Here is a 19,647-nt window from a genome sequence, read left to right as displayed (position 1 = left end):
GCGTGCCGCGGTCGGGTCAGACTCCGAGGAGCGCCTCGAGGGGCCCGCGGGCGAAGAAGATCACGAATCCGCCGGCGACGACCCACAGCAGCGGGCTGATCTGCTTGACGCGGCCCGAGAGAGCGTTGACGAGCACCCACGAGATGAAGCCCGCACCGATGCCGTTGGCGATCGAGTAGGTGAGCGGCATGACGGTCGCCGTGAGGAACACCGGCAGCAGGACGCGGAAGTCGGTCAGGTCGATGTGCGCGATCTGCGACAGCATCATGGCTCCGACGATGACCAGTGCCGCCGCGGCGACCTCGGTGGGCACGATCGAGGTCAGCGGCGTGAAGAACATCGCCAGCAGGAAGACGAGGCCCGTCACGACGTTGGCGAGGCCCGTGCGCGCGCCCTCGCCGATGCCCGAGCCGGACTCGACGAAGACCGTGGCCGACGACGAGCTCGTCGCGCCACCCGCGATCGCACCGACGCCCTCGACGATCAGCGCCGACTTGATGCGCGGGAAGTCGCCCTTCGCGTCGGCGAGGTTCGCCTCCTTCGCGAGTCCGGTCATGGTGCCCATCGCGTCGAAGAAGTTGGAGAAGACGAGGGTGAAGACGAGCATGACGAGGGTCACGATGCTCACCTTGCCGAGGTCGAACCCGAAGTCGACTGCGCCGATGAGGCTCAGGTCGGGGACGCTGACGGGCGAGCCGGAGAGGGCCGGGACGGTCAGTCCCCACCCGCCGGGGTTCTCGGTGGCCGCGCCGAGGTGCCAGATCGCCTCGACGACGATCGACAGGACCGTGCCCGTGACGATGCCGATGAGCATGCCGCCCTTGACCTTGCGAGCGACGAGGATGCCGGTCAGCAGGAGGGTGATGACGAACATCAGGGTCGGCACCGACGCGACGGACCCGCCGACGCCGAGACCGACCGGGGGAGAGGCCTGTCCGGTCGAGGTCACGAACCCGGAGTTGACGAAGCCGATGAACGCGATGAACAGGCCGATGGCCACCGTGATCGCGAGCTTCAGCTGCACGGGCACCGCGTCGAAGATGAGCTTGCGCAGGCCGGTGGCCGCCAGCAGCACGATGATGACGCCGTTGATCATGACGAGCGCCATCGCCTCTGCCCACGTGACCTCGCCGACGACCCCGAACGCGACGAAGGCGTTGATGCCCAGGCCGGCGGCGAAGGCGAAGGGCAGACGCGTGATGAGACCGAACAGGATGGTCATGACACCCGCGGTCAGAGCGGTCGCGGCACTGACCGCCGCGAAGTCGAGGGTGGTCCCCGCGACATCCGGCTTGCCCGACAGGATGATCGGGTTCAGGATCACGATGTAGGCCATCGTGACGAAGGTCACGAGGCCGCCGCGGACCTCCGTGCCGATCGTCGAGCCGCGTCGGCTGATGTCGAAGAAGCGGTCGATGGCACCCTGGGGCGCGCGCGATTGCGTAGTGTTCACAAAATCCTCCGAGAAGACGGTAGCGCCCCGCGCGCGTCCGCCCGACACGCACAGGCTCGCTGGGTAGGGTCGATCAGGCATGAATCGCCTGCTCGTCGCCCTCCTCTCCGCCTTCGACGCCCTCGTCGCGGTGGCCGTCGGCGTTGCCGCGGCCCTGGCGCCGCTGACCGTCCTCTGGGCCGTCGCTTTCGGTGGTGGAGCCGACTGGTCGTCGCTCTGGCCCGCGTCGGTGCGCCTCTGGCAGTTCGGGAACCTGGTGCCGCTGCAGGTGACGCTGCCGCAGGAGTACACGGTGGGAACCGGTATCGGCGCCGACGCGATGTCGTTCTCGCTCTCGCTCGCGCCCCTCGCCGTGGCGCTGCTCATCGCGCTTTTCGCCGCGCGGTCGGGATCGCGCGCTGCCGGCGCGGGAGCTGGGTTCACGGGCGTGCTCACGGGGGCATCGACCGTCGCCGTCGTTTCGGCCATCCTCGCCGCGACAGCCTCGACTCCGTACGCCGTCGTCGAGACCTGGCAGGCCGTCCTGCTGCCCACCGCCGTCTTCGCGGTGCCGGCCCTGGTCGGCTCCGTGACCCGCGCGTGGCGCGACGGCGACGACGGCCCCGTCGATTCGCTCTTCGTGCGGCTCGACCGCAGCGGTCATGCCGCCGCGGTATCGGCGGGGGCTCGCGGCCTCGCGATCGCCGTTCTCGGCTTCGTCGCGGTCGGTGCCCTCCTCGTCGGCGTCGCCATGCTCGTCCGCGGCGGCGACATCGTGGCGCTCTTCCAGGCGGCCAACGTCGACGCGATCGGCGCGACGGTCATCACCATCGGCCAGGCGGCGTACCTGCCGACCTTCTTCGTGTGGGGCGGCGCGTTCGCGGCCGGCCCCGGGTTCTCGCTCGGCGCCGGCTCGACGGTCGCCGCCTCCGGCACGCAGCTGGGTGTGATCCCCGGTATCCCCGTGCTGGGAGCCGTCCCGCCGGCGACGCCGCCGATGCTGCTGCTCGCGGCGCTGCTGTTCGTCGCGGTGGGATTCGTCGCCGGGGCGGCGGCACGGCGCAGGCTTCCGGCGCCGGCATCCGCTCTCGCCGCCGAGCCCGTCGCGCCCCGGCTCATCGCCGCCGCGATCCTGGCGGTCGGAGGCGGTCTCGCCGTCGCGGTGCTGTCGATGTCGGCATCCGGCGCGTTCGGTCCTGACCGGCTCGACCAGATCGGCCCGTCCGCGGGCGCCGTCGGCCTCGCCTTCGCGGTTGAGGTCGGCATCGGTGCCGCGATCGCCCTCCTCGGCCCGCGGTCATCGCATCGCGAACCCGGGCGCGACGCCCCCTCGGCAGCCGATGCCGAACACCCGGCTCAGACCGCCGGAAAGGCGTGGGTAGAGTAGGACGGTGCTGACGGTCGCGGTCCTCATCTCCGGTGGCGGGTCGAACCTGCGGGCCCTCCTGGACGCCGCGGCCGAGCCCGACTTCCCCGCCCGCGTGGTGGTCGTCGGAGCCGACCGGCCCGCCGACGGTCTCGCTCATGCCGACGCGTACAACATCCCGACCTTCGCGGTCCCGTTCCGCGAGTACGCGACGCGTGAGGAGTGGGGTGACGAGCTCGCTCGCCAGCTGGCGGCCTGGGCCCCCGACCTCATCGTGCTCAGCGGGCTGATGCGACTGCTGCCTGCCGCGGTCGTCGACGCGTGGTCGCCCCGCATCATCAACACCCACCCGGCGTATCTGCCCGAGTTCCCGGGCGCTCACGGCGTACGCGATGCGCTCGCAGCCGGTGCCGAGCTGACGGGGGCAAGCGTCATCGTCGTCGATGCGGGCGTCGACACCGGGCCGATCCTGGCCCAGGAGCGCGTGCCCGTGCTCCCCTCCGACGACGAGTCGTCGCTGCACGAGCGCATCAAGCCCGTCGAACGCCGACTGCTCATCGACGTCGTGCGGCGCATCGCCACCGGCGAGATCGACCTCGCCGCGCCCGCATCCCCGAACCCGACCGCTCCGACCGCCTGACGCACCGCAGGCCCCACACCGCACCCGAGGAGAACCGCCATGGCCGGACCGAGCCACGACCCCGCCCTCTACCGCGCGCGCGACCTCGTCGCCGTCCGCCGAGCGCTCATCTCGGTGAGCGACAAGACCGATCTTCTGCCGCTCGCACAGGCTCTCGCCGATGCCGGTGTCGAGATCGTCTCAACCGGTGGATCGGCCGCGCTGCTCCGCGATGCGGGCCTGACCGTGACCGATGTCGCCGAGGTCACCGGGTTCCCGGAGTCGCTCGACGGGCGAGTGAAGACGCTGCACCCGGGCGTTCACGCCGGTCTTCTCGCCGACCTGCGACTCGAGAGCCATGAGGCCCAGCTCGGAGAGCTCGGCATCTCGGCGTTCGACCTCGTCGTCGTGAACCTGTACCCCTTCGTCGAGACGGTGGCCTCGGGCGCTGCGCCCGACGACGTCGTCGAGCAGATCGACATCGGCGGGCCCGCGATGGTGCGCGCGTCGGCGAAGAACTTCGCCAACGTCGCGATCGTCGTCTCGCCCTCGTCGTACCCGGCCATCATCGAGTCGGTCTCCGCCGGCGGCACGAGCCTCGCGCAGCGCCGCGACCTGGCTGCCCGCGCTTTCGCGCACACGGCGGAGTACGACCGGGCCGTCGCGACGTGGTTCGCCGAGTCGACCCTCGAGGGCGACGAGCTGCCGCAGCACCTCACGATCCGCGCCGAGCGTCTGGCCACGTTGCGCTACGGAGAGAACTCGCATCAGCGCGCCGCCATCTACACGCGCGCGGGAGGCCACGGCATCGCTCAGGCCGAGCAGCTGCAGGGCAAGGAGATGTCGTACAACAACTACGTCGACGCGGATGCCGCACTGCGCGCCGCGTTCGACATGGTCAAGCCCGCCGTCGCGATCATCAAGCACGCGAACCCGTGCGGCATCGCCGTCACCGCACCGCAGGCGCTCGACCCCATCGCATCCGCGCACTTGCGCGCGCACGAGTGCGACCCCGTGTCCGCATTCGGCGGGGTGATCGCCGCCAACCGGACCGTCACGCTCAAGATGGCCGAGAACCTGCGCGACATCTTCACCGAGGTGATCGTCGCTCCCGACTTCGAGCCCGCCGCGCTCGAGGTGTTCAAGCTGAAGAAGAATCTCCGCGTGCTGCGGCTCCCCGCCGACTGGCGTCAGGAGCGCATGGACGTCCGGCTCGTCTCGGGCGGGCTGCTGCTGCAGGACGCCGACCGCTTCCCCGATGACATCGAGTCGGTCGCCACGGACTGGCAGCTGGTGTCGGGGGAGCGTCCCGACCCCTCCGAGCTCGAGGGGATGATCTTCGCGTGGAAGGCGTGCCGTGCCGTCAAGTCGAACGCCATCGTGCTCGCTCAGGGGTCTGCGACGGTCGGCATCGGCATGGGACAGGTCAACCGCGTGGACTCGTGCCGCCTCGCCGTCGAGCGCGCCGGAGAGCGGGCGGCCGGCTCGGTCGCGGCATCCGATGCCTTCTTCCCCTTCGCCGACGGCCCGCAGGTCCTCATCGACGCGGGGATCAAGACGATCATCCAGCCCGGCGGTTCGGTGCGCGACCAGGAGGTCATCGATGCGGCCCAGGCCGCGGGCGTGACGATGTTCTTCACGGGCGAGCGCCACTTCTTCCACTGACGCCGAGCGGGGCCGGCCGAGTCAAGAGGTGATCGGCAGGCCCGGAACGGGCGATAGGGTCGCTTCGGGTGTGGATCGTTTCGGGGAGGAACGAGTGATCTGGGAGATCGATGAGCGCGCTCGGACGATCGAGGGGCTCGATGCGGACGGCCGACCGAGGCCGGAGTACGCCGCGTCTCTCGGACTGCGCCGAGCACCGTTCGGCCGGCGCGTGCTGGCCACGGCCATCGAAGCGCTGGTCCTGCTCCTGATCCAGTCGCCGCTGCTCGTCTTCGTGGTTCCGGCGCTGAGCGGCATCGCTCTGACGGCCGAGCCGGTCGAGGCGCTCGCCGCCCGTGACGATCTGCTGCTGCTGATCATCCTCGCGGCCGTGAGCTCGGGTCTGTCGACGGCTTTCGTCCTCACCCAGCTCATCCTGCTCGGCCGCCGTGGAGTCACTCTGGGCAAGGCGCTGACGGGCTTGCGCGCCGTGAACGTCCGCACGCTGGAGCGTCCCGGCTTCTGGCGAGGCGCTGTCGTGCGCTACCTCGTCCTCTGCGCGAGCATGATCGTCCCGATTCTCGGCCCCCTGCTCGTCATCGCGCTCTCGCCCTTGTTCGACCCCAACCGGCGAGGCCGCAGCTGGCCCGATCTCGCGGCCGCCGTCTGGCTCGTCGACATCAAGCGCGGGCTCAACCCGTACGACGACAAGCGCATGCGCATCGCGAGGAAGACGGTCGCGACGGACCTGCTCGATGTGAAGACGGAGCTGCCGTCGCTCGCGACACCCGTCGCCTCGGCGGGCACCGGGTCGTACGTTCCGCTCGCGCGAAACAAGGGCGGTGTGCTCGGAGCCGTTCGCTCCGCACCCGGCAGCGGAATCATCGGCGAGACGGATGCCGTCGAGGAGGAGGAACGCCCCGGCATCCCCACCACGGTCGCGCCGGCGCCGTTCGTTGCACCCGCACCGGGCATGCCCGCGGCGTCGCCGCCACCCGCAGCGCCGGGAGTGCCTGCCGGCGCACCCACGCCCGGTGCTATTGCTCCGGGGGCGATCGTCGCTCCCGCCGCCGGTGCGGCGCCGTGGACGCCGCCGTCGCTGCTCGAAGAGCCCGTTGCGCCGCCTGCCCCGGCTGCCCCTGCCCCGGCTGCGCCCGCTGTGTCGGCCCCGGCACCCGTTCCCGCCGCCGAGCGGGTCGCCGCGCCGTCCGCGGTCGTCGAGCTCACGCTCGACTCGGGCGACACGATCGCGGTGCCGGGCGGGGGCGTCGTTCTGGGCCGGGCCCCGGCAACCGGTCCCGACGATGTGGACGTCTCACCCGTTCCGGTCGTGGACCACACGCGTTCGATCTCGAAGACCCATTGGGCGCTCCTTCGCTCCGGCGGCCGAGTCGTGGCTGTCGAGCGCGGCTCGACCAACGGAAGCGTTCTCGTGCGCGGCGCCCGAGAGCAGGTCCTCGTCCCCGGCCAGCCCGTCGAGCTGCGCGACGGCGACACCATCCGCTTCGGCGACCGCTCCGCGGTCGTCGCGATCCGCTGACTCCCCGCCGACCGACGTCGCACGGCTGACAGGAAACCTCGATGAGACTCAAGCTGACTCTGCAGCGCCGCGATCACACCGGGACGGACATCGTCGTCACGTCCGACTCGACCGCCACCGTGCACGACGTCGCGCGTCGGATCGTCGACAGCGACCCGCGACGTGAAGTCGTTGCGGGCGACTCGGATGTCCTGACGTTGACGGTGGCGCCGCCGACGTCGCCCGATTTCGTCATGCTCGACCCGAACATGCTCGTCAGCGATGCTCCGATCGGCTCGGGGTTCGTTGCCACCGTGACGAACCTCGGAGCGGACTACGTCGCCACCCGCGGTGCCGGCGGCCCCGTCGCCGCGATCCTCCACGTGGTCGGCGGGCCGCTTGCGGGACGCGAGTTCTCGCTCCCGCAGGGCCACTTCACGATCGGCCGCTCGCAGGGCAACGACATCGTGCTCGATGACCGGCTGGTGTCCAAGCGTCACGCGCGCATCGAGATCGGGGCATCCGTCGAGCTCGTCGATCTGAACTCCGCCAATGGAATCGTCATCGACGGCGGTCTCGTGCAGCGCCTGCGCGTGATCCCCGGCCAGCGGTTCCAGCTCGGCGACACCGAGCTCGTCATCTCGATGGTCGAGAGCTTCGCCCCCGTCGAGCAGGATCCCGTGCTCGAGCGGGGCGGCAGCCTCCTGTTCAACCGCAGCCCGCGGGTCGAGGCGCGCTACGTCGGCGAAGAGCTCGAAGAGCCGCGGATGCCGAAAGATCCGGTGTCGCGCCTCTTCCCATGGCCGATGCTCATCGCGCCCCTCATCCTGGGCATCGCGATGTTCTCGATCACCAACCAGCCGCGCACGCTGCTCATCGTCTTCATGACGCCGATGATGCTGCTCGGAAACTTCATCTCGCAGCGGACGCAGCTGGGCCAGCGTCAGCGCAAAGAGGTCGAGATCTTCGAGCGCACCTTCGAGGAGCTCGAGGAGAAGCTGTACCGGCTGCGGCCGCGTGAGCGCGAGGTGCGCAACGCCGAGGTCCCGCCCGTCGCCGTGGTCTTCGAGCAGTCGATGCAGCTCGGCCCGATGCTGTGGACGCGGCGCCCCGAGCACTGGAACTTCCTCTCGGTGCGGATGGGCACCTCCGAGGCTCCTTCACGCACGAGCGTCAAGCGTGCTGAGAACCCCGATGCGCTGCAGGAGTACGTCGAGCGCGTCGACCGGCTGCGCGAGCGCTACCGGATGATCGACGGCGTCCCCGTCCTTGAGTCGCTGCAGAGCGTCGGCGTGCTCGGCGTCGCCGGCGGCGCACGCGAGGCCGCGGATGCCCTCCGCGGGCTGGCCGTGCAGCTGTTCGGGCTGCACTCCCCGAACGATCTCGCCGCCGTCGCGCTGACCGAGCCCGAGTGGGCGAAGGAGCTCGAGTGGCTCAAGTGGCTGCCGCACACCTCGAGCGAGCGCAGCCCGTTCCGCGACATGCCGCTGTCGGATTCCGCCTCCACCGGCGCCGCACTGCTGTCCGGGCTCGAGGAGCTCGTGATGCGGCGATCGAAGGCGGCAGCCGCGCCCCGTCTGCCGTTCGACGACGACTGGGACCCGATGCGTTACGGCACCGATGTCCGTCGCGCCGCCGAAGAGGCGACCTTCCCGGGGCAGACCGCGGTGCTCGTCATCGTCACCTCCGACGCGCCGGTCGATCGTGCCCGTCTCACGCAGGTGCTGGAGCGCGGCGCCGACGTCGGTGTCTACGGCATCTTCGTCGCGCCCGTCGTCGACGCACTGCCCGCCGTGTGCCGCACGTTCGTCGACGTGTCGGCGGGACTCGGCGCGGCGCGTGTGGGAACCGTCCGCAGCGGCGTCGAGTACCCCGTCACAGAGGTCGAGGGCGTCTCGAACGAGCTCATGACGGTGCTCGCGAAGCGACTCGCTCCGGTGGCCGATGCCAGCACGATCATCGAGGACTCCTCCGACATCCCGAACTCGGTGATGTTCCTCTCGCTCGTCGGTTCCGAGCTCGCCTCCGACCCGACATTCGCTGTCGAGCGCTGGCGCGAGAACAACACGATCCTCGACCGCAGCGGGGGAGCGCTGCCGCGGCTGAAGAAGGCCGGCAACCTGCGCGCCATCGTGGGCCAGGGTGCGACCGACGCCATGACGCTCGACCTGCGGACGCAGGGGCCGCACGCCCTCGTCGGCGGTACGACGGGCGCCGGCAAGTCGGAGTTCCTGCAGGCGTGGGTGCTCGGCATGGCCGCGGCCCACAGCCCCGACCGCGTCACCTTCCTCTTCGTCGACTACAAGGGCGGATCGGCCTTCGCCGACTGCGTCGAGCTGCCGCACACCGTCGGCCTCGTCACCGACCTGAGCCCGCACCTGGTCCGTCGCGCCCTGACGAGCCTCCGGGCCGAGCTGCACCACCGCGAGCACCTGTTCAACCGCAAGAAGGCGAAGGACCTGCTCGAGCTCGAGAAGCGTCGCGACCCCGAGACGCCGCCCGCACTCGTGCTCGTGATCGACGAGTTCGCCGCGCTCGCGGGCGAGGTGCCGGAGTTCGTCGACGGCGTCGTCGACATCGCCCAGCGCGGTCGCTCGCTCGGCATCCACCTCATCATGGCGACGCAGCGTCCCGCCGGCGTCATCAAGGACAACCTCCGCGCCAACACGAACCTCCGCGTCGCCCTGCGCATGGCCGACGAGTCGGATTCCAAGGACGTCGTCGACGACCCCGTGGCGGCCCGATTCGACCCCAGCATCCCCGGCCGCGGTATCGCCAAGACCGGCCCCGGCCGTCTCGTTCCCTTCCAGTCGGCCTATGCCGGTGGCTGGAGCACCGATGAGGTCGTCGCCGCCGACGTCAGCGTCGCGGAGCTCCGCTTCGGGTCGGTGCAGCGCTGGGAGGTCGACGAGAAGCCCGAAGACCCGGCCGCCGAGGTCGATCCCGGACCCAACGACCAGAAGCGCATCGTCGCCACCCTCGTCGCCGCCGCGAACCGAGCGGCGATCCCGGCACCCCGTCGGCCCTGGCTCGACGACCTCGAGACCACCGTCGACATCCGTTCGCTGCCCGCGGGTCGCGCCGGGTCGATCCTGATCGGCAAGAGCGACATCCCCGAACGCCAGCTGCAAGAGGCGGTGTACTTCGATCCCGACCGCGACGGCTCGATGCTCGTGTACGGCACCAGCGGCTCGGGCAAGTCGACGGTCCTCCGCACGATCGCCATCGCCGCCGCGACGACGGGCCGCCGTGCCGAGAACATCGAGGTCTACGGTCTCGACTTCGGCTCGGGGTCGCTCAAGAGCCTCGAGATTCTGCCCCATGTCGGGTCGGTGATCCCCGGCGACGACGCCGAGCGTGTGCAGCGCATCATGCGCTCGCTCGGGAAGGTGCTCGACGATCGCGGCAAGCGGTTCAGCGCCGCCAACGCGTCGACCATCGCGGAGTACCGCGAGCTCACCGGCCGTGACGAGGCGCGCATCGTGCTGCTCCTCGACGGGCTGCCGCAGTTCCGGGCGGAGTGGGAGTCCACCACGGCGCGGATGCCGTTCTACCAGGCGTTCATGCGGATCCTCGGCGAGGGACGTCCGCTCGGCGTCCACGTCGTGGCCACCGCCGACCGTTCCGGCTCGGTGCCGACGGCGGTCAGCTCGAACATCTCGCGCCGCGTCGTGCTGCGACTCTCGGACGAGAACGCCTACGCGCTGCTGAACGCGCCGAAGGACGTCCTCGACGAGCGCTCCGCGCCCGGGCGGGCGATCGTCGACGGCTTCGAGACGCAGATCGCCGTCCTCGGCGGCACGCCGAACGTCGCGGAGCAGACGAAGCTGCTCGGTCAGCTCGCCGACGAGCTGCGATCGCGCGGCGTGCGCGAGGTCGCGGAGATCGGGTCGCTGCCGACGCGTCTCGCGCCCGCGGACCTTCCCGACCGCATCGGCGAGTTCCCGGTGCTCGGCGTCGCGGAAGACACCCTGGCTGCGCGCGAGTTCGACCCCGTGGGAACGTTCGTCGTGGCCGGCCCGCCGATGGCGGGCAAGACGACCGCGATGAAGGCCATCATCACGTCGATGACGCGCCTCGACCCCGAGGTGACGCTGTTCCACTTCGGCGGCCGGCGCTCGCAGCTGCGCGACTTCGCGCCGTGGGTGCGCAGTGCCACGACGCCCGACGACGCGAAGGAGCTCGCCACCGAGCTGGCCGAGCTCGTCGCCGACGAGACCCTCGGGCGCCGCATCCTCATCGTCGTCGAAGACGTGCCGCAGTTCGCCGACTCGCCGGCGGAGCGCCCGCTGAAGGCCCTGTTCCAGGCGGTCAACCGCAGCGACCACCTGCTCATCGGCGACGCCGACGTCACGCAGGTGACCAGCGGATTCGGCCTCGTCGGCGACTTCAAGGGCGGGCGCAAGGGCGTCATCCTCAAACCGGATGCCTTCGACGGCGACGCCGTGTTCAAGGTGCCGTTCCCGAAGGTCAAGCGCAGCGACTTCCCCGAGGGCCGCGGCATCTTCGTGCAGGCCGGTCGTGCCGTCACGGTGCAGATGCCGCTGGTGGAGTCCGAGACCGTCGCGGCGTCTCGTCCGGTCGCGGCGGGCGCGGGGGAGGCCGTGTCGACCGACACCGTCACCGAGACCATCCGCTGAGTCGGATGTCGTCGGGGCGGGTCCGCGCGTCGCCAGCCACTGCGGGCGGGCGGTGGTGGGCGTGGATCGCGGGCGCCGGGATGACGTCCGCGGTCGTCTCGGCTGCCGTGATGTATCCACCGCTCCGGCGTATCCGGCTCGACCCCGGCCTCGCCCTTCCGATCATGGTGACGGCATCCGTGGTCGCGGTTCTCGCTCTCGGCGCGGCGGCCGTCGTCCGGCCCGCGGCAAGGCGAACGGATGCCGCGATCATCGCCACGATCGTCGCGGTGGCAATGGTCGCGGCGATCGGATACCGCGCTGTGGTGGGAACGTCTGCGGGCACGTCGTTCTCGGAAGCGCAACTGCGGCTGTGGTTCGCACTCGCCGTGGCGCAGGTCGTGCTCCTCGTCATCATCGCGGTGCAATCGCCCCGCACCCGGCGCGCCGATGAGGTGCGGCGTTGAGCATGCGAGCGACGATGCGGCGGTCATCGCCTACGTCCAGGCCGACCTCGAGCAGCTGTTCGCGTCGGTCGTCACGGTGACGCACTGAGCGTCTCTGTCGCTCCGGGCGCCGTGCCGCAGCGACCGCCTCACCACGACGAGCGCACTCCGCGAGCCGAACGCTCCATGTGGTGATCACCGTCGTCTCACCGATCGGGTGGCCAAGTGAGCGCACCGATGGACACGAAGTGGGACCCCGTCATCCCCTATCCGCTCTTCCTCGCGCCGACGGCGATCCTGGTCGGCCTCGCTGCCCTCTCCGGGGTTCTCGCGCTGGTGGTCGCCCTCAGTGCGCGAGCCGGCGACGAGTCAGGGCAGCGGGGTCCACTGGGCCCCACGGCGCCGGCCATGGTCAGTGCTTTCGCTTTCTCCTCCTCGTCCCCGACGGGGCACCCGGTGGGGTGACACCGTCTTCGGTGAGCAATGGGTGGCAGCAGCCGTTTGCGCCGGCGCGTTCGTCGTGCTGCTCTTCGGCGTGGCTGCCTCGTCCGCGAAGAGTCGTCGTCGCCGAGGCGCAGACGCATGAGCCCGTCCGCCGCGCACCTGGACGATGACCGCCCGCAGAGCGTGAACGTGGGATGACGTTCTTCAACGACAGTGCCACCGACTGGGCCGACGATCATTCCTTGAGCGCGGAGACGCGGTTCAGTCGCCTCGAAACGGTCGCTTTCCAGCGGCATTCCGAGATCTTTCATACCCTGGCGCTGCGCGTCGGAACGGCGGAGATGCGCGCCAGAACGGTGGTGGTACGTCGGGTGGTGGCTCAGCCGTGCCGTGTGGTTCTGGGATCGTGAAGGTGACCAGTGGTGGTGGTGCGTCTTCGCGATAGACCCGCCCGGTCGGTGAGGTCCAGACGAGGGTTCCACCCGCGAGTTGTACCACGTGCCATCTGGTGTGGTGTTTGACGTCGTGGTGGCGCTTGCAGAGGTCGGCGAGGTTGCACACGTGTGTCTTGCCGCCGTCGGATGCGGCGATGGTGTGGTCGAGTTCGCATCGGATGGCGGGTTGTCGGCATCCGGGGAACCGGCAGTGCCGGTCCCGGGCTCGCAGCAACCGGATCATCGCCGCGGTGGGCCGGTACGCGTCGCATTCCAGCACGGTTCCGGTGACGGGGTGGGTGAGCAGCCGGTCCCACGAGGTGGCGTTGCCCGCGAGCTCGCGGGCGGTGGCGGCGTCGATGGGGGAGCGCCCGGCTAGATCGGCCGGCCCCTCGTCCTGACCCATCAGCGTCAGCGCGGATACCGCGACCTGCACGTGTGCGCGGATCGCGCCGAGGGTTCCGTTGCCGTCACCGGTCGCGGTGGGATCGAGGGTCGGTGTTCCGGCCAGCAGGAGGTCGGAGAACACGTCGGCTCGAACCTGGTCGATGCTCCGGCCGTCGTCGATGAACGACGACCCGACATCAAGCGTCGTTTCGGCGTCGGGTGCGCGGCCATTCGCGTCGGCTCGCTCGTCAGGAACGCCCGCGGCGTCGCGCGCAGGTCGTGCGTTGATGATCTCCCGCGCCTGTCGCGTAAGTCGGTCGATGATTCCGTCGGCGATCACGGTCGGCAGCGTCGCGATCAAATCCGACATCCCGTCCGGGCCGGGCTTGACCGAGACGCACCTCCCCGCCGCGACCTCCTCGTGGCGTTCCGTGAACGATCGCGGGTGCACCCGTTCGGCGACCATCTGGAGCGCGTCGCGCACCCGGTTCGGGGCGTCGCGTTCGCACTTCTCGATCGCGAGGCGTTCGAACTCCGCACGGTCACCCGCCGGGATGACGCATCCGACGTCCTGGATGACCCGCACGTGCCCGCGGACGATCCGCCCGGCCTCCCATGCCGCCATCGTCAACGGGTAGTTGTCGACGAGGTCTCGGGCTTCGTCGATGCGACGCTGCAACGTCCGGTCGGTCGCGACGAACACCCCGGCAAGCTCGGCGGCGATCCCACGCAGTGCCATCTCCCGCGCCTTCACCCGCTCGGACGCGCCCGCCGACTGCTGCTCAGCCAGCACCCCCGCCGCCGCCAGAACCCGCACCTCCCGGACCTGCCCGGCCCGCACCACATCCGCAGCCGCCTCGGCATCCGCGACCAGCGCCGCGAGCGCGGCGACGTCGGCGTCGCTGCCCATCCCGCTGTCGGATGCGTGGTTCGAATGCATGTTCTAATCATGGCACCGACCTCCGACATTCATCCGAACTGTCCACAGGCTGCGGCATCCGCGCGATCGACCGTCGGAACATGCCGCAGCGCAGCCGTCCGAACCTGACGCGTCACGCACGTTCGGACCGCGGTGGAGCCTCCCGAGCGCCTGGGTTCCGCTCATCATCATCGCCGTCGTCAACATCGTTCCCGCCGCGATCGTTCTGGCTGGCCGCGGCCGCGGCTCACATCGCCCTGCACGTCTTCCTCTCGCGCGTCGTCCGATTCCGCGGGGGTGGTCCGATGTCGAGAAGCTCGAGATGACGATGGCGCCGGAGGCCATGTCGCCTCGCACGAAGGCCGCGCTCGCGGGTGTCGGCCACCTCACCTGAGCCCACCGACGGGCGGGATGGAAAAGACCGCGGTATCACGGCGCGTCCTCTCGGCATGAAGGGCGGAACTGCGCCACGGGCTGTCAGAGGAAAGCGATTGCCTAGCACATTCCGAGATGGGGAGTTCTCCCCATCGACCTCGGGCCTGGGCTGCCGATAGGTTTTGGGTGTCGGCTCCGGAGGGGGGTCGGGACATCTACTTTCAGGAGGGCCGTCATGGCTGATTTCGGTGCGTCTTATGGCGAGATGGAGCAGGTTGCGAGTTCGCTGGCGCAGGCTCGTGATGACATTCAGGGTCAGCTGGACACCCTGAAGTCGCAGGTCGACACGCTTCTGGGCGATGACTTCAAGACGCAGCACGCGTCGGGCAAGTTCGGTGAGGGCTACTCGGAGCTCACCACGGGTCTGAAGAACGCGGTCGATGGCATCAACGACATGTCCGAGTCGCTGCTGGGCATGATGCGCGCGATCCAGGACCTCGACCAGCAGCTCGCCGGCAGCTGATCTCGTCTTCTCGGAGCCGAGGCGTCCTGGGCGCCTCGGCTCCGCTCGATTCTCGGAGGTGACCATGGTCGACGTGCGGATCGACTACGGCGCGATGCGCACCAGCCGCAACGCTTACGCGAACATGCGGGATGTTCTCGACGGGGCGACACGGGCGATGTCGAACGTGTCGGGCGCGGCCGTGCCCCAAGACGTGCTGCGGCGGCGTCTCGAGGATCTCCACGATTCGTGGGGTGGCGGTATCGACAAACTCGCCCGCTATGCGGAAGACGCGGGCACGGGACTCGAGGGCATTCTCGAGGCATTCCAGCAGCTCGACACCGAGCTCGGCAACAGCATGGTTCCGCAGGAAGGATCGGCGTCGTGACCGACTTCTCCGCTCTCGGCTTCGACCCCGCCCCTGGCGATGTCGCGACGCTCTCCGGATATGTGGATGCGCTCACCACCAGCTGCGACGGCGTCGATGACGCGCTGTCGATGATGGACGGCTCCGACGACGCCGCCTGGATCGGGAAGTCGGCGACGGCGTTCCGCGCCGCACTCAGCGAGGACTTCCGACCGCACCTCAGTGACACCGGCGAGGCGTTGCGCACATCGCGGACGGCCCTCGCGACCTGGACCGATCAGCTCACCAACTACCAGCGGCGTGCCGCAGCGCTCGCGGAGGAGGCCTCAGCGGCATCCGCGAGCGTCGCCTCATCGGAATCGGCCCATGCGCAGGCGCAGGCGAACAAGGACGCCGAGGACGCCGACCCGGATGCCGTGTCGAACGCGTCGACGGCGCTGGCGAACGCGCAGGGCGAGCTGGAGTCGATCCGCGCGCGTGCTCGTCAGCTCAAGGACGAGGTCGACGCCGATGCCGCCGCCGCGGCCGGAGCGCTGCTGTCCGCGAGCGACACGCTGAACTCCTACGCCGGCAACCCGGTCATGAACTTCCTTGGCTCGGCCGGCGACTGGCTCGCCGACGCAGGCAACTGGCTCATGGACAACGTGGTGCCGATCCTGGAGGACATCCTCCGGGCGGCGCTGCCGATCATCGCGATCCTCTCGCTCTTCATCCCCGTCCTCGGCACGGTGGCGCTCATCATGTCCATCGCGCTCGTCGCGATCGACGGCCTGCAATGGGCGACCGGTCGCGGAACGTTCGCCGAGTTCGCCACCGGCGCCCTCGGACTGCTGGCGGGTGGTGCGCTCGGGCAGGCTGCAAAGGCGCTGATCGGCCCCGGTGGACAGGTGCTCATCCCGTCGATCCAGGGCATGACGCCGGCCATGGCCGGCGGTGGAGCCGCGGCGGGAAGCGTCGCCGTGGCGCTCAACGTCAATCTGCCCAACATGGTCGCGAACACCTACTGGACCGTGAACAGTGCGATGGACGCCCACAGCAAGGGGACGGACTTCGTCGACAGTCTGACCGGGCCGTGGCAGAACCTCTCCGAGCGGTTCAACAACACCCTGCGTGGCAACGGTCCGCGCACCGACGAGGAGGTCTGATGACCGAGCAGGAGGCGACGCTCGACCCGATCGCGGCTGAGGGTGCGCCGCTGCGGGTCTGGCAGCGCGTGCCCCAGGGGTGGATCGAGTTCCGCTCGTTCGGCGATCGTTCGCCGCAGGAGTGGCTCGACTGGTACCTCGTGAGTGCCGAGGGCTGGCTCCCGGATGCCGCGCGTGAGGCGATCGTCGCCGGCTTCCGCGCCGGCGTCGAGCTGTTCGCCGACACCGCCTTCGCCTTCGCCGGTGTCTCCCTGACGTTGGGCGAGCGCCCGGCGGCGTTCTTCCTCTGCACGAATGTGGTGCCGGGGGCGGCCGAGACCGACGCCGCCGCGACGGCCTTCCACCGGCTGCTCCCGCTCGCGCGGTTCGGCGAGGGCGGGCGCAGCGAGAGCTTCACCACCCCGGACGGTCGCGTCGGCACGATCACCCTCGGTGCGTCGACGGACGGCGGGATGCCGCACCTCACCGCGGTCGGCGAGATCCGTCTTCCCGGCGGCGCGGGCACAGCCGTCGTCATGGGGTTGTGCTCCGACCCGCAGCAGTCGGCCGAGCTGGCGCTGCACGTCGCGTTCGCGCTCACGACGACGCAGGCTCTGCCCGAGGGCGCCGAGCCCGCGGAGCCCGAGCCCGTCGCCACGTAGCATTCTGTCCATGGCGTTCGCTTTCATCCAGGCAGCATCCCGCCCGCTCCTCGAGACAGGCGAGGCGGGGGAGCCTGCGGCATCCGCGGGGCCGTCCGAAGCCGATCGTGCTGTCGCCGTCCTGCGTGCCGACTACGAGCGATGGTCGCGCTGGGCGCTCGGAATCGTCGGATTCGTCGCTGCCGCGGGCGGCGTGTTCTTCGCGGGCGGGCTGGTCGCGACCGTCGTGGCCATGGGCGTCGTGACACCGGACACCGTCATCGCCATCGCGATCTCAGCCGGGGTCGCCCTCGCCGGGGCAGCGCTGCTCGTGGCGCTGTGGCGCAGCGGCCGTGCACTTACTCGCGCAGCCTCGTATTGGCTGCGTGCGCCGTACGTGAACGGCCAGCGCGCGCCGCGCGCCGCCGGATGGGTACAGGCGCGTACCGTCAACCTCGAGCCGCGCATCCTGGTCCGTCTGAGCACGGCGACCTTGGCGCTGCTCGTCGCCATCGGCGGTGTCGCGGTCTTCGTGCGTGACCTCGGCGCCGGCGTCTCGGTTTTCACGGTGCCGGTCCTGCTGGTCGGCATCTGCGGCGCCCTCAGCGGCATCGGTCAGATCAGCGGCGTATTGCGTATCGTCAACGGCCTGAGTGCGGGCGACCCGCTGTGGGCGTGGCTGACGCGCTCGGTGCGCGCGCGCTGAGGCACGCTTCACCTGCCGCGTACGCTGGCCCCGTGATCCTGCCGTCGTCGCCGCCGAGCCGCGTGCACGCGTTCGCCACACGTGCCTTTGCGATCGTTGCCGTGATTCCGTCCGTTGCGCTGATCGTATTCCTCGTGGGGTCGCTGATCCTCTCGGGCGGGCAGGTCAGCGAGTCCACAAGGGCCAAGTGGGCCGTCGCGGCGCCGTATCCGCTCTTCGTCATGCCCGCCGGAGTCCTGATCGCGCTAGCCGGTGCATTCGTGGTCTTGGCCGTCGTCTCGGTGGCGACCGCGCGTCGCGACGATGTGCCGGGTCTGCGCGGACTTATCGGGCCTGGCATTGCCGCCGCGATCGCTGCGGTCCTGTTCGCCGGTATGACGCCGGAGCGCGGCGTGCGTGCGGGGGACATGGTGTGGGGTGCCCAATGGACCGCGGCCCCGATCTCGGCTCTCGCGGTCGTCATCCTGGTCGTGGGCATCGCCGTGCTCTCCCGACGTTCCTCGATTGGTGAGCGATGACGGCGGGCCGGCTGAGGCACTCGCGGAGCAGCTCATACCGCCACCGCGCGACAGGGCGAGCGCGACGCACGTTTGCCATGGCCCTGGCCACGGGAATGGTAGTGATCATGACGGGATGCAGTTCCGCAGCCGAAGCACCGACGGGAGATGCGCTCTACCGCGACGGCGAGGATCGATACCTCTCGTACGCGACGACCATGCATTCGGTGATCATGGCGATCCACGATGGTGAGTGGAAGGTGGATCAGGGGTCGTGGGGCGCCTCGCCTATCCCGTGCCGGACAGAGGGCGGCTCCGACGGGTATGCCTTCTCGTGGGCCCGACTGCTGGAGCAGGATGCCCCGGATGTCGACGCGATCGTGGCGGCATCATCCGCTGCCTTCGAGGCCGCAGACATGTCGGCGACCACCACGACCTACGGCGAGGGAGACCGCCAGGAAGTCAACGTGATCGCGACGGGTGGTCCCGTCGTTCGTGGCGTCGTGACCATCCGCCCTGCCCTGGGTACGATCCGAGTGACCGCGGAACCCGGGTGCTTCCCCGGTGACGCCGCGAAGCTGTATGACATGGTTTTCGCCGGCATCTCCTACCCCGGACTCGCCCTGCGCGTGCCGGCCTTCGAGGGGCCCGATTGGCAACCCCGGTTCTATTTCCCCGAGGACGGCAGCCCGGTGTACTGGAACGAGGACGGAACGCCGATCGAACCTCCGCCCGCGTCCACCGACTTTCCCGTCGCCCCGTACGGTGGTGACTCATAGGCTTCCTCCACACCACGGCTCGCGGCTGGGCAGAAGGCCACTCGCTCGCCGCTGACGTCCGATTCGCGCAACTCGAGGCTGTGGCCTACCAGCGGCATCCGGAGATCTTCCAGCACTTCGGCGCCGACGGCGCCGCGATGGCGCACCGCCTGCACGCGAACGCGAAGAGGTCATCGTTACATCGCATCCTCGACGTCGTGCTGTGGGCCCTCGTGATCGGCGCGTTCTTCGCACCGATCGCGGGCCTCGCCGTGCTCATGGGCGACCGCTTCGACTTCCACCGCATCGAGGCCCAGCGGGCGATGCCGATCGCGGGCGCGATGTTCACCGTCGCGGCGGTCAGCCAGGCCACCCTCCTGGTCATCTGGCTGGTCCGGGGCGCCCGGTTCTCGTGGCCGGAGTTCTCCATCCACCTCGTGGCGGCGGCGATGGCACTTCTCGCGCTGGGCACGATGCCCGGCGTCGCCGAGCTCGACGACTACACGGGGTGGCAGCAGTGGCGGGTTCCGGTCCTCATCGCGCTCGGCGTCGCCGGGCTGGCAGCCCTCGTGATGCTGGTGCGCTTCCGCGTCCGCGAGCCCGATGGCGACGGCGAGGGCGCGCCCGAGACAGGCCTCAGCGTCGGCGACATCCGCGCCCGCATCGCGGCGCTGCCGGCGGGTGAGCGTCAGGCCATCGTCGACGACCGGAACGCCGCGCTCGCCGTGCTGCACGAGCGTGGCCTGATCGATGCCGAAACCCTCGAGCGGGCCCTCGGGTGCGAGCCGGGAACGCTGTTCCTCCTCGACGCCGAGCGGCCCGCGTGAGCCGGTGGCTGCGGCGGGCCG

General features: G+C 70.1%; 17 protein-coding genes. 15 read left to right on the top strand and 2 right to left on the bottom strand.

The window, feature by feature from the left end; all coding sequences use genetic code 11:
• Positions 1-16: 16 nt before the first annotated feature.
• Positions 17-1,453 (bottom strand): NCS2 family permease, encoded by a 1,437-nt coding sequence (locus ACLBWJ_RS15015; RefSeq protein ID WP_269267966.1) that lies wholly within the window; start codon positions 1,451-1,453, stop codon positions 17-19.
• 79 nt (positions 1,454-1,532) lie between these two features.
• Here ACLBWJ_RS15015 and ACLBWJ_RS15010 point away from each other — a divergent pair, with 79 nt between their 5' ends.
• From ACLBWJ_RS15010 to ACLBWJ_RS14980, 7 genes are all read left to right on the top strand, one after another.
• Positions 1,533-2,819 (top strand): cell division protein PerM, encoded by a 1,287-nt coding sequence (locus ACLBWJ_RS15010; RefSeq protein ID WP_447660646.1) that lies wholly within the window; start codon positions 1,533-1,535, stop codon positions 2,817-2,819.
• A 4-nt stretch (positions 2,820-2,823) separates the two neighbouring features.
• Positions 2,824-3,438 carry a phosphoribosylglycinamide formyltransferase gene (gene purN, locus ACLBWJ_RS15005; RefSeq protein ID WP_354449960.1) on the top strand — a complete coding sequence of 205 codons (615 nt, stop codon included), beginning with the start codon at positions 2,824-2,826 and terminating at the stop codon, positions 3,436-3,438.
• 39 nt (positions 3,439-3,477) lie between these two features.
• Complete coding sequence (gene purH / locus ACLBWJ_RS15000) at positions 3,478-5,082, top strand: bifunctional phosphoribosylaminoimidazolecarboxamide formyltransferase/IMP cyclohydrolase (protein WP_112617475.1); 1,605 nt, start codon at positions 3,478-3,480, stop codon at positions 5,080-5,082.
• 94 nt (positions 5,083-5,176) lie between these two features.
• Positions 5,177-6,601: an RDD family protein gene (locus ACLBWJ_RS14995; protein ID WP_447660645.1), complete on the top strand. Its 1,425-nt coding sequence runs from the start codon at positions 5,177-5,179 to the stop codon at positions 6,599-6,601.
• A 41-nt stretch (positions 6,602-6,642) separates the two neighbouring features.
• Positions 6,643-11,220, top strand: a complete 4,578-nt coding sequence (locus ACLBWJ_RS14990) for an FtsK/SpoIIIE domain-containing protein (protein ID WP_447660644.1) — start codon at positions 6,643-6,645, stop codon at positions 11,218-11,220.
• A 5-nt stretch (positions 11,221-11,225) separates the two neighbouring features.
• Positions 11,226-11,666 (top strand): hypothetical protein, encoded by a 441-nt coding sequence (locus ACLBWJ_RS14985; protein ID WP_447660643.1) that lies wholly within the window; start codon positions 11,226-11,228, stop codon positions 11,664-11,666.
• 204 nt (positions 11,667-11,870) lie between these two features.
• Complete coding sequence (locus tag ACLBWJ_RS14980) at positions 11,871-12,110, top strand: hypothetical protein (RefSeq protein WP_274178969.1); 240 nt, start codon at positions 11,871-11,873, stop codon at positions 12,108-12,110.
• Positions 12,111-12,350: 240 nt separating this feature from the next.
• Here ACLBWJ_RS14980 and ACLBWJ_RS14975 read toward each other — a convergent pair whose 3' ends face one another.
• Complete coding sequence (locus tag ACLBWJ_RS14975; protein ID WP_354449966.1) at positions 12,351-13,850, bottom strand: HNH endonuclease signature motif containing protein; 1,500 nt, start codon at positions 13,848-13,850, stop codon at positions 12,351-12,353.
• A 589-nt stretch (positions 13,851-14,439) separates the two neighbouring features.
• Here ACLBWJ_RS14975 and ACLBWJ_RS14970 point away from each other — a divergent pair.
• The 8 genes from ACLBWJ_RS14970 to ACLBWJ_RS14935 all read left to right on the top strand — a co-directional run bounded on the left by ACLBWJ_RS14970 (position 14,440) and on the right by ACLBWJ_RS14935 (position 19,626).
• Positions 14,440-14,727, top strand: a complete 288-nt coding sequence (locus ACLBWJ_RS14970) for a WXG100 family type VII secretion target (RefSeq protein WP_112617469.1) — start codon at positions 14,440-14,442, stop codon at positions 14,725-14,727.
• Positions 14,728-14,791: 64 nt separating this feature from the next.
• A complete protein-coding gene (locus ACLBWJ_RS14965) occupies positions 14,792-15,094 on the top strand; it encodes a hypothetical protein (protein ID WP_447660642.1) in 303 nt (100 codons plus the stop codon).
• Positions 15,091-16,218, top strand: coding sequence for a hypothetical protein (locus ACLBWJ_RS14960; RefSeq protein WP_088380581.1), 1,128 nt, complete (start codon positions 15,091-15,093; stop codon positions 16,216-16,218). The genes ACLBWJ_RS14965 and ACLBWJ_RS14960 overlap by 4 nt, the downstream gene beginning before the upstream one ends.
• On the top strand, positions 16,218-16,859 hold the full coding sequence (locus tag ACLBWJ_RS14955; protein ID WP_274178967.1) for a hypothetical protein: 642 nt from the start codon (positions 16,218-16,220) through the stop codon (positions 16,857-16,859). The genes ACLBWJ_RS14960 and ACLBWJ_RS14955 overlap by 1 nt, the downstream gene beginning before the upstream one ends.
• Before the next feature lie 10 nt (positions 16,860-16,869).
• Positions 16,870-17,544, top strand: coding sequence for a hypothetical protein (locus tag ACLBWJ_RS14950; RefSeq protein ID WP_274178966.1), 675 nt, complete (start codon positions 16,870-16,872; stop codon positions 17,542-17,544).
• The gene (locus tag ACLBWJ_RS14945) at positions 17,514-18,062 is read left to right on the top strand and encodes a hypothetical protein (protein WP_447660641.1); all 549 of its coding nucleotides are present in this window, start codon (positions 17,514-17,516) and stop codon (positions 18,060-18,062) included. Before ACLBWJ_RS14950 ends, ACLBWJ_RS14945 begins: the two co-directional genes overlap by 31 nt.
• Positions 18,063-18,169: 107 nt before the next feature.
• Positions 18,170-18,820, top strand: a complete 651-nt coding sequence (locus ACLBWJ_RS14940) for a hypothetical protein (RefSeq protein WP_274178964.1) — start codon at positions 18,170-18,172, stop codon at positions 18,818-18,820.
• An 80-nt stretch (positions 18,821-18,900) separates the two neighbouring features.
• Positions 18,901-19,626 (top strand): hypothetical protein, encoded by a 726-nt coding sequence (locus ACLBWJ_RS14935; RefSeq protein ID WP_274178963.1) that lies wholly within the window; start codon positions 18,901-18,903, stop codon positions 19,624-19,626.
• The last annotated feature ends 21 nt before the right edge of the window (positions 19,627-19,647 follow it).

It is taken from the genome of Microbacterium sp. M4A5_1d, from assembly GCF_053345465.1.
Note: the sequence above shows the minus strand (reverse complement) of the source record. Positions and strands in the feature narration are given on the sequence as shown.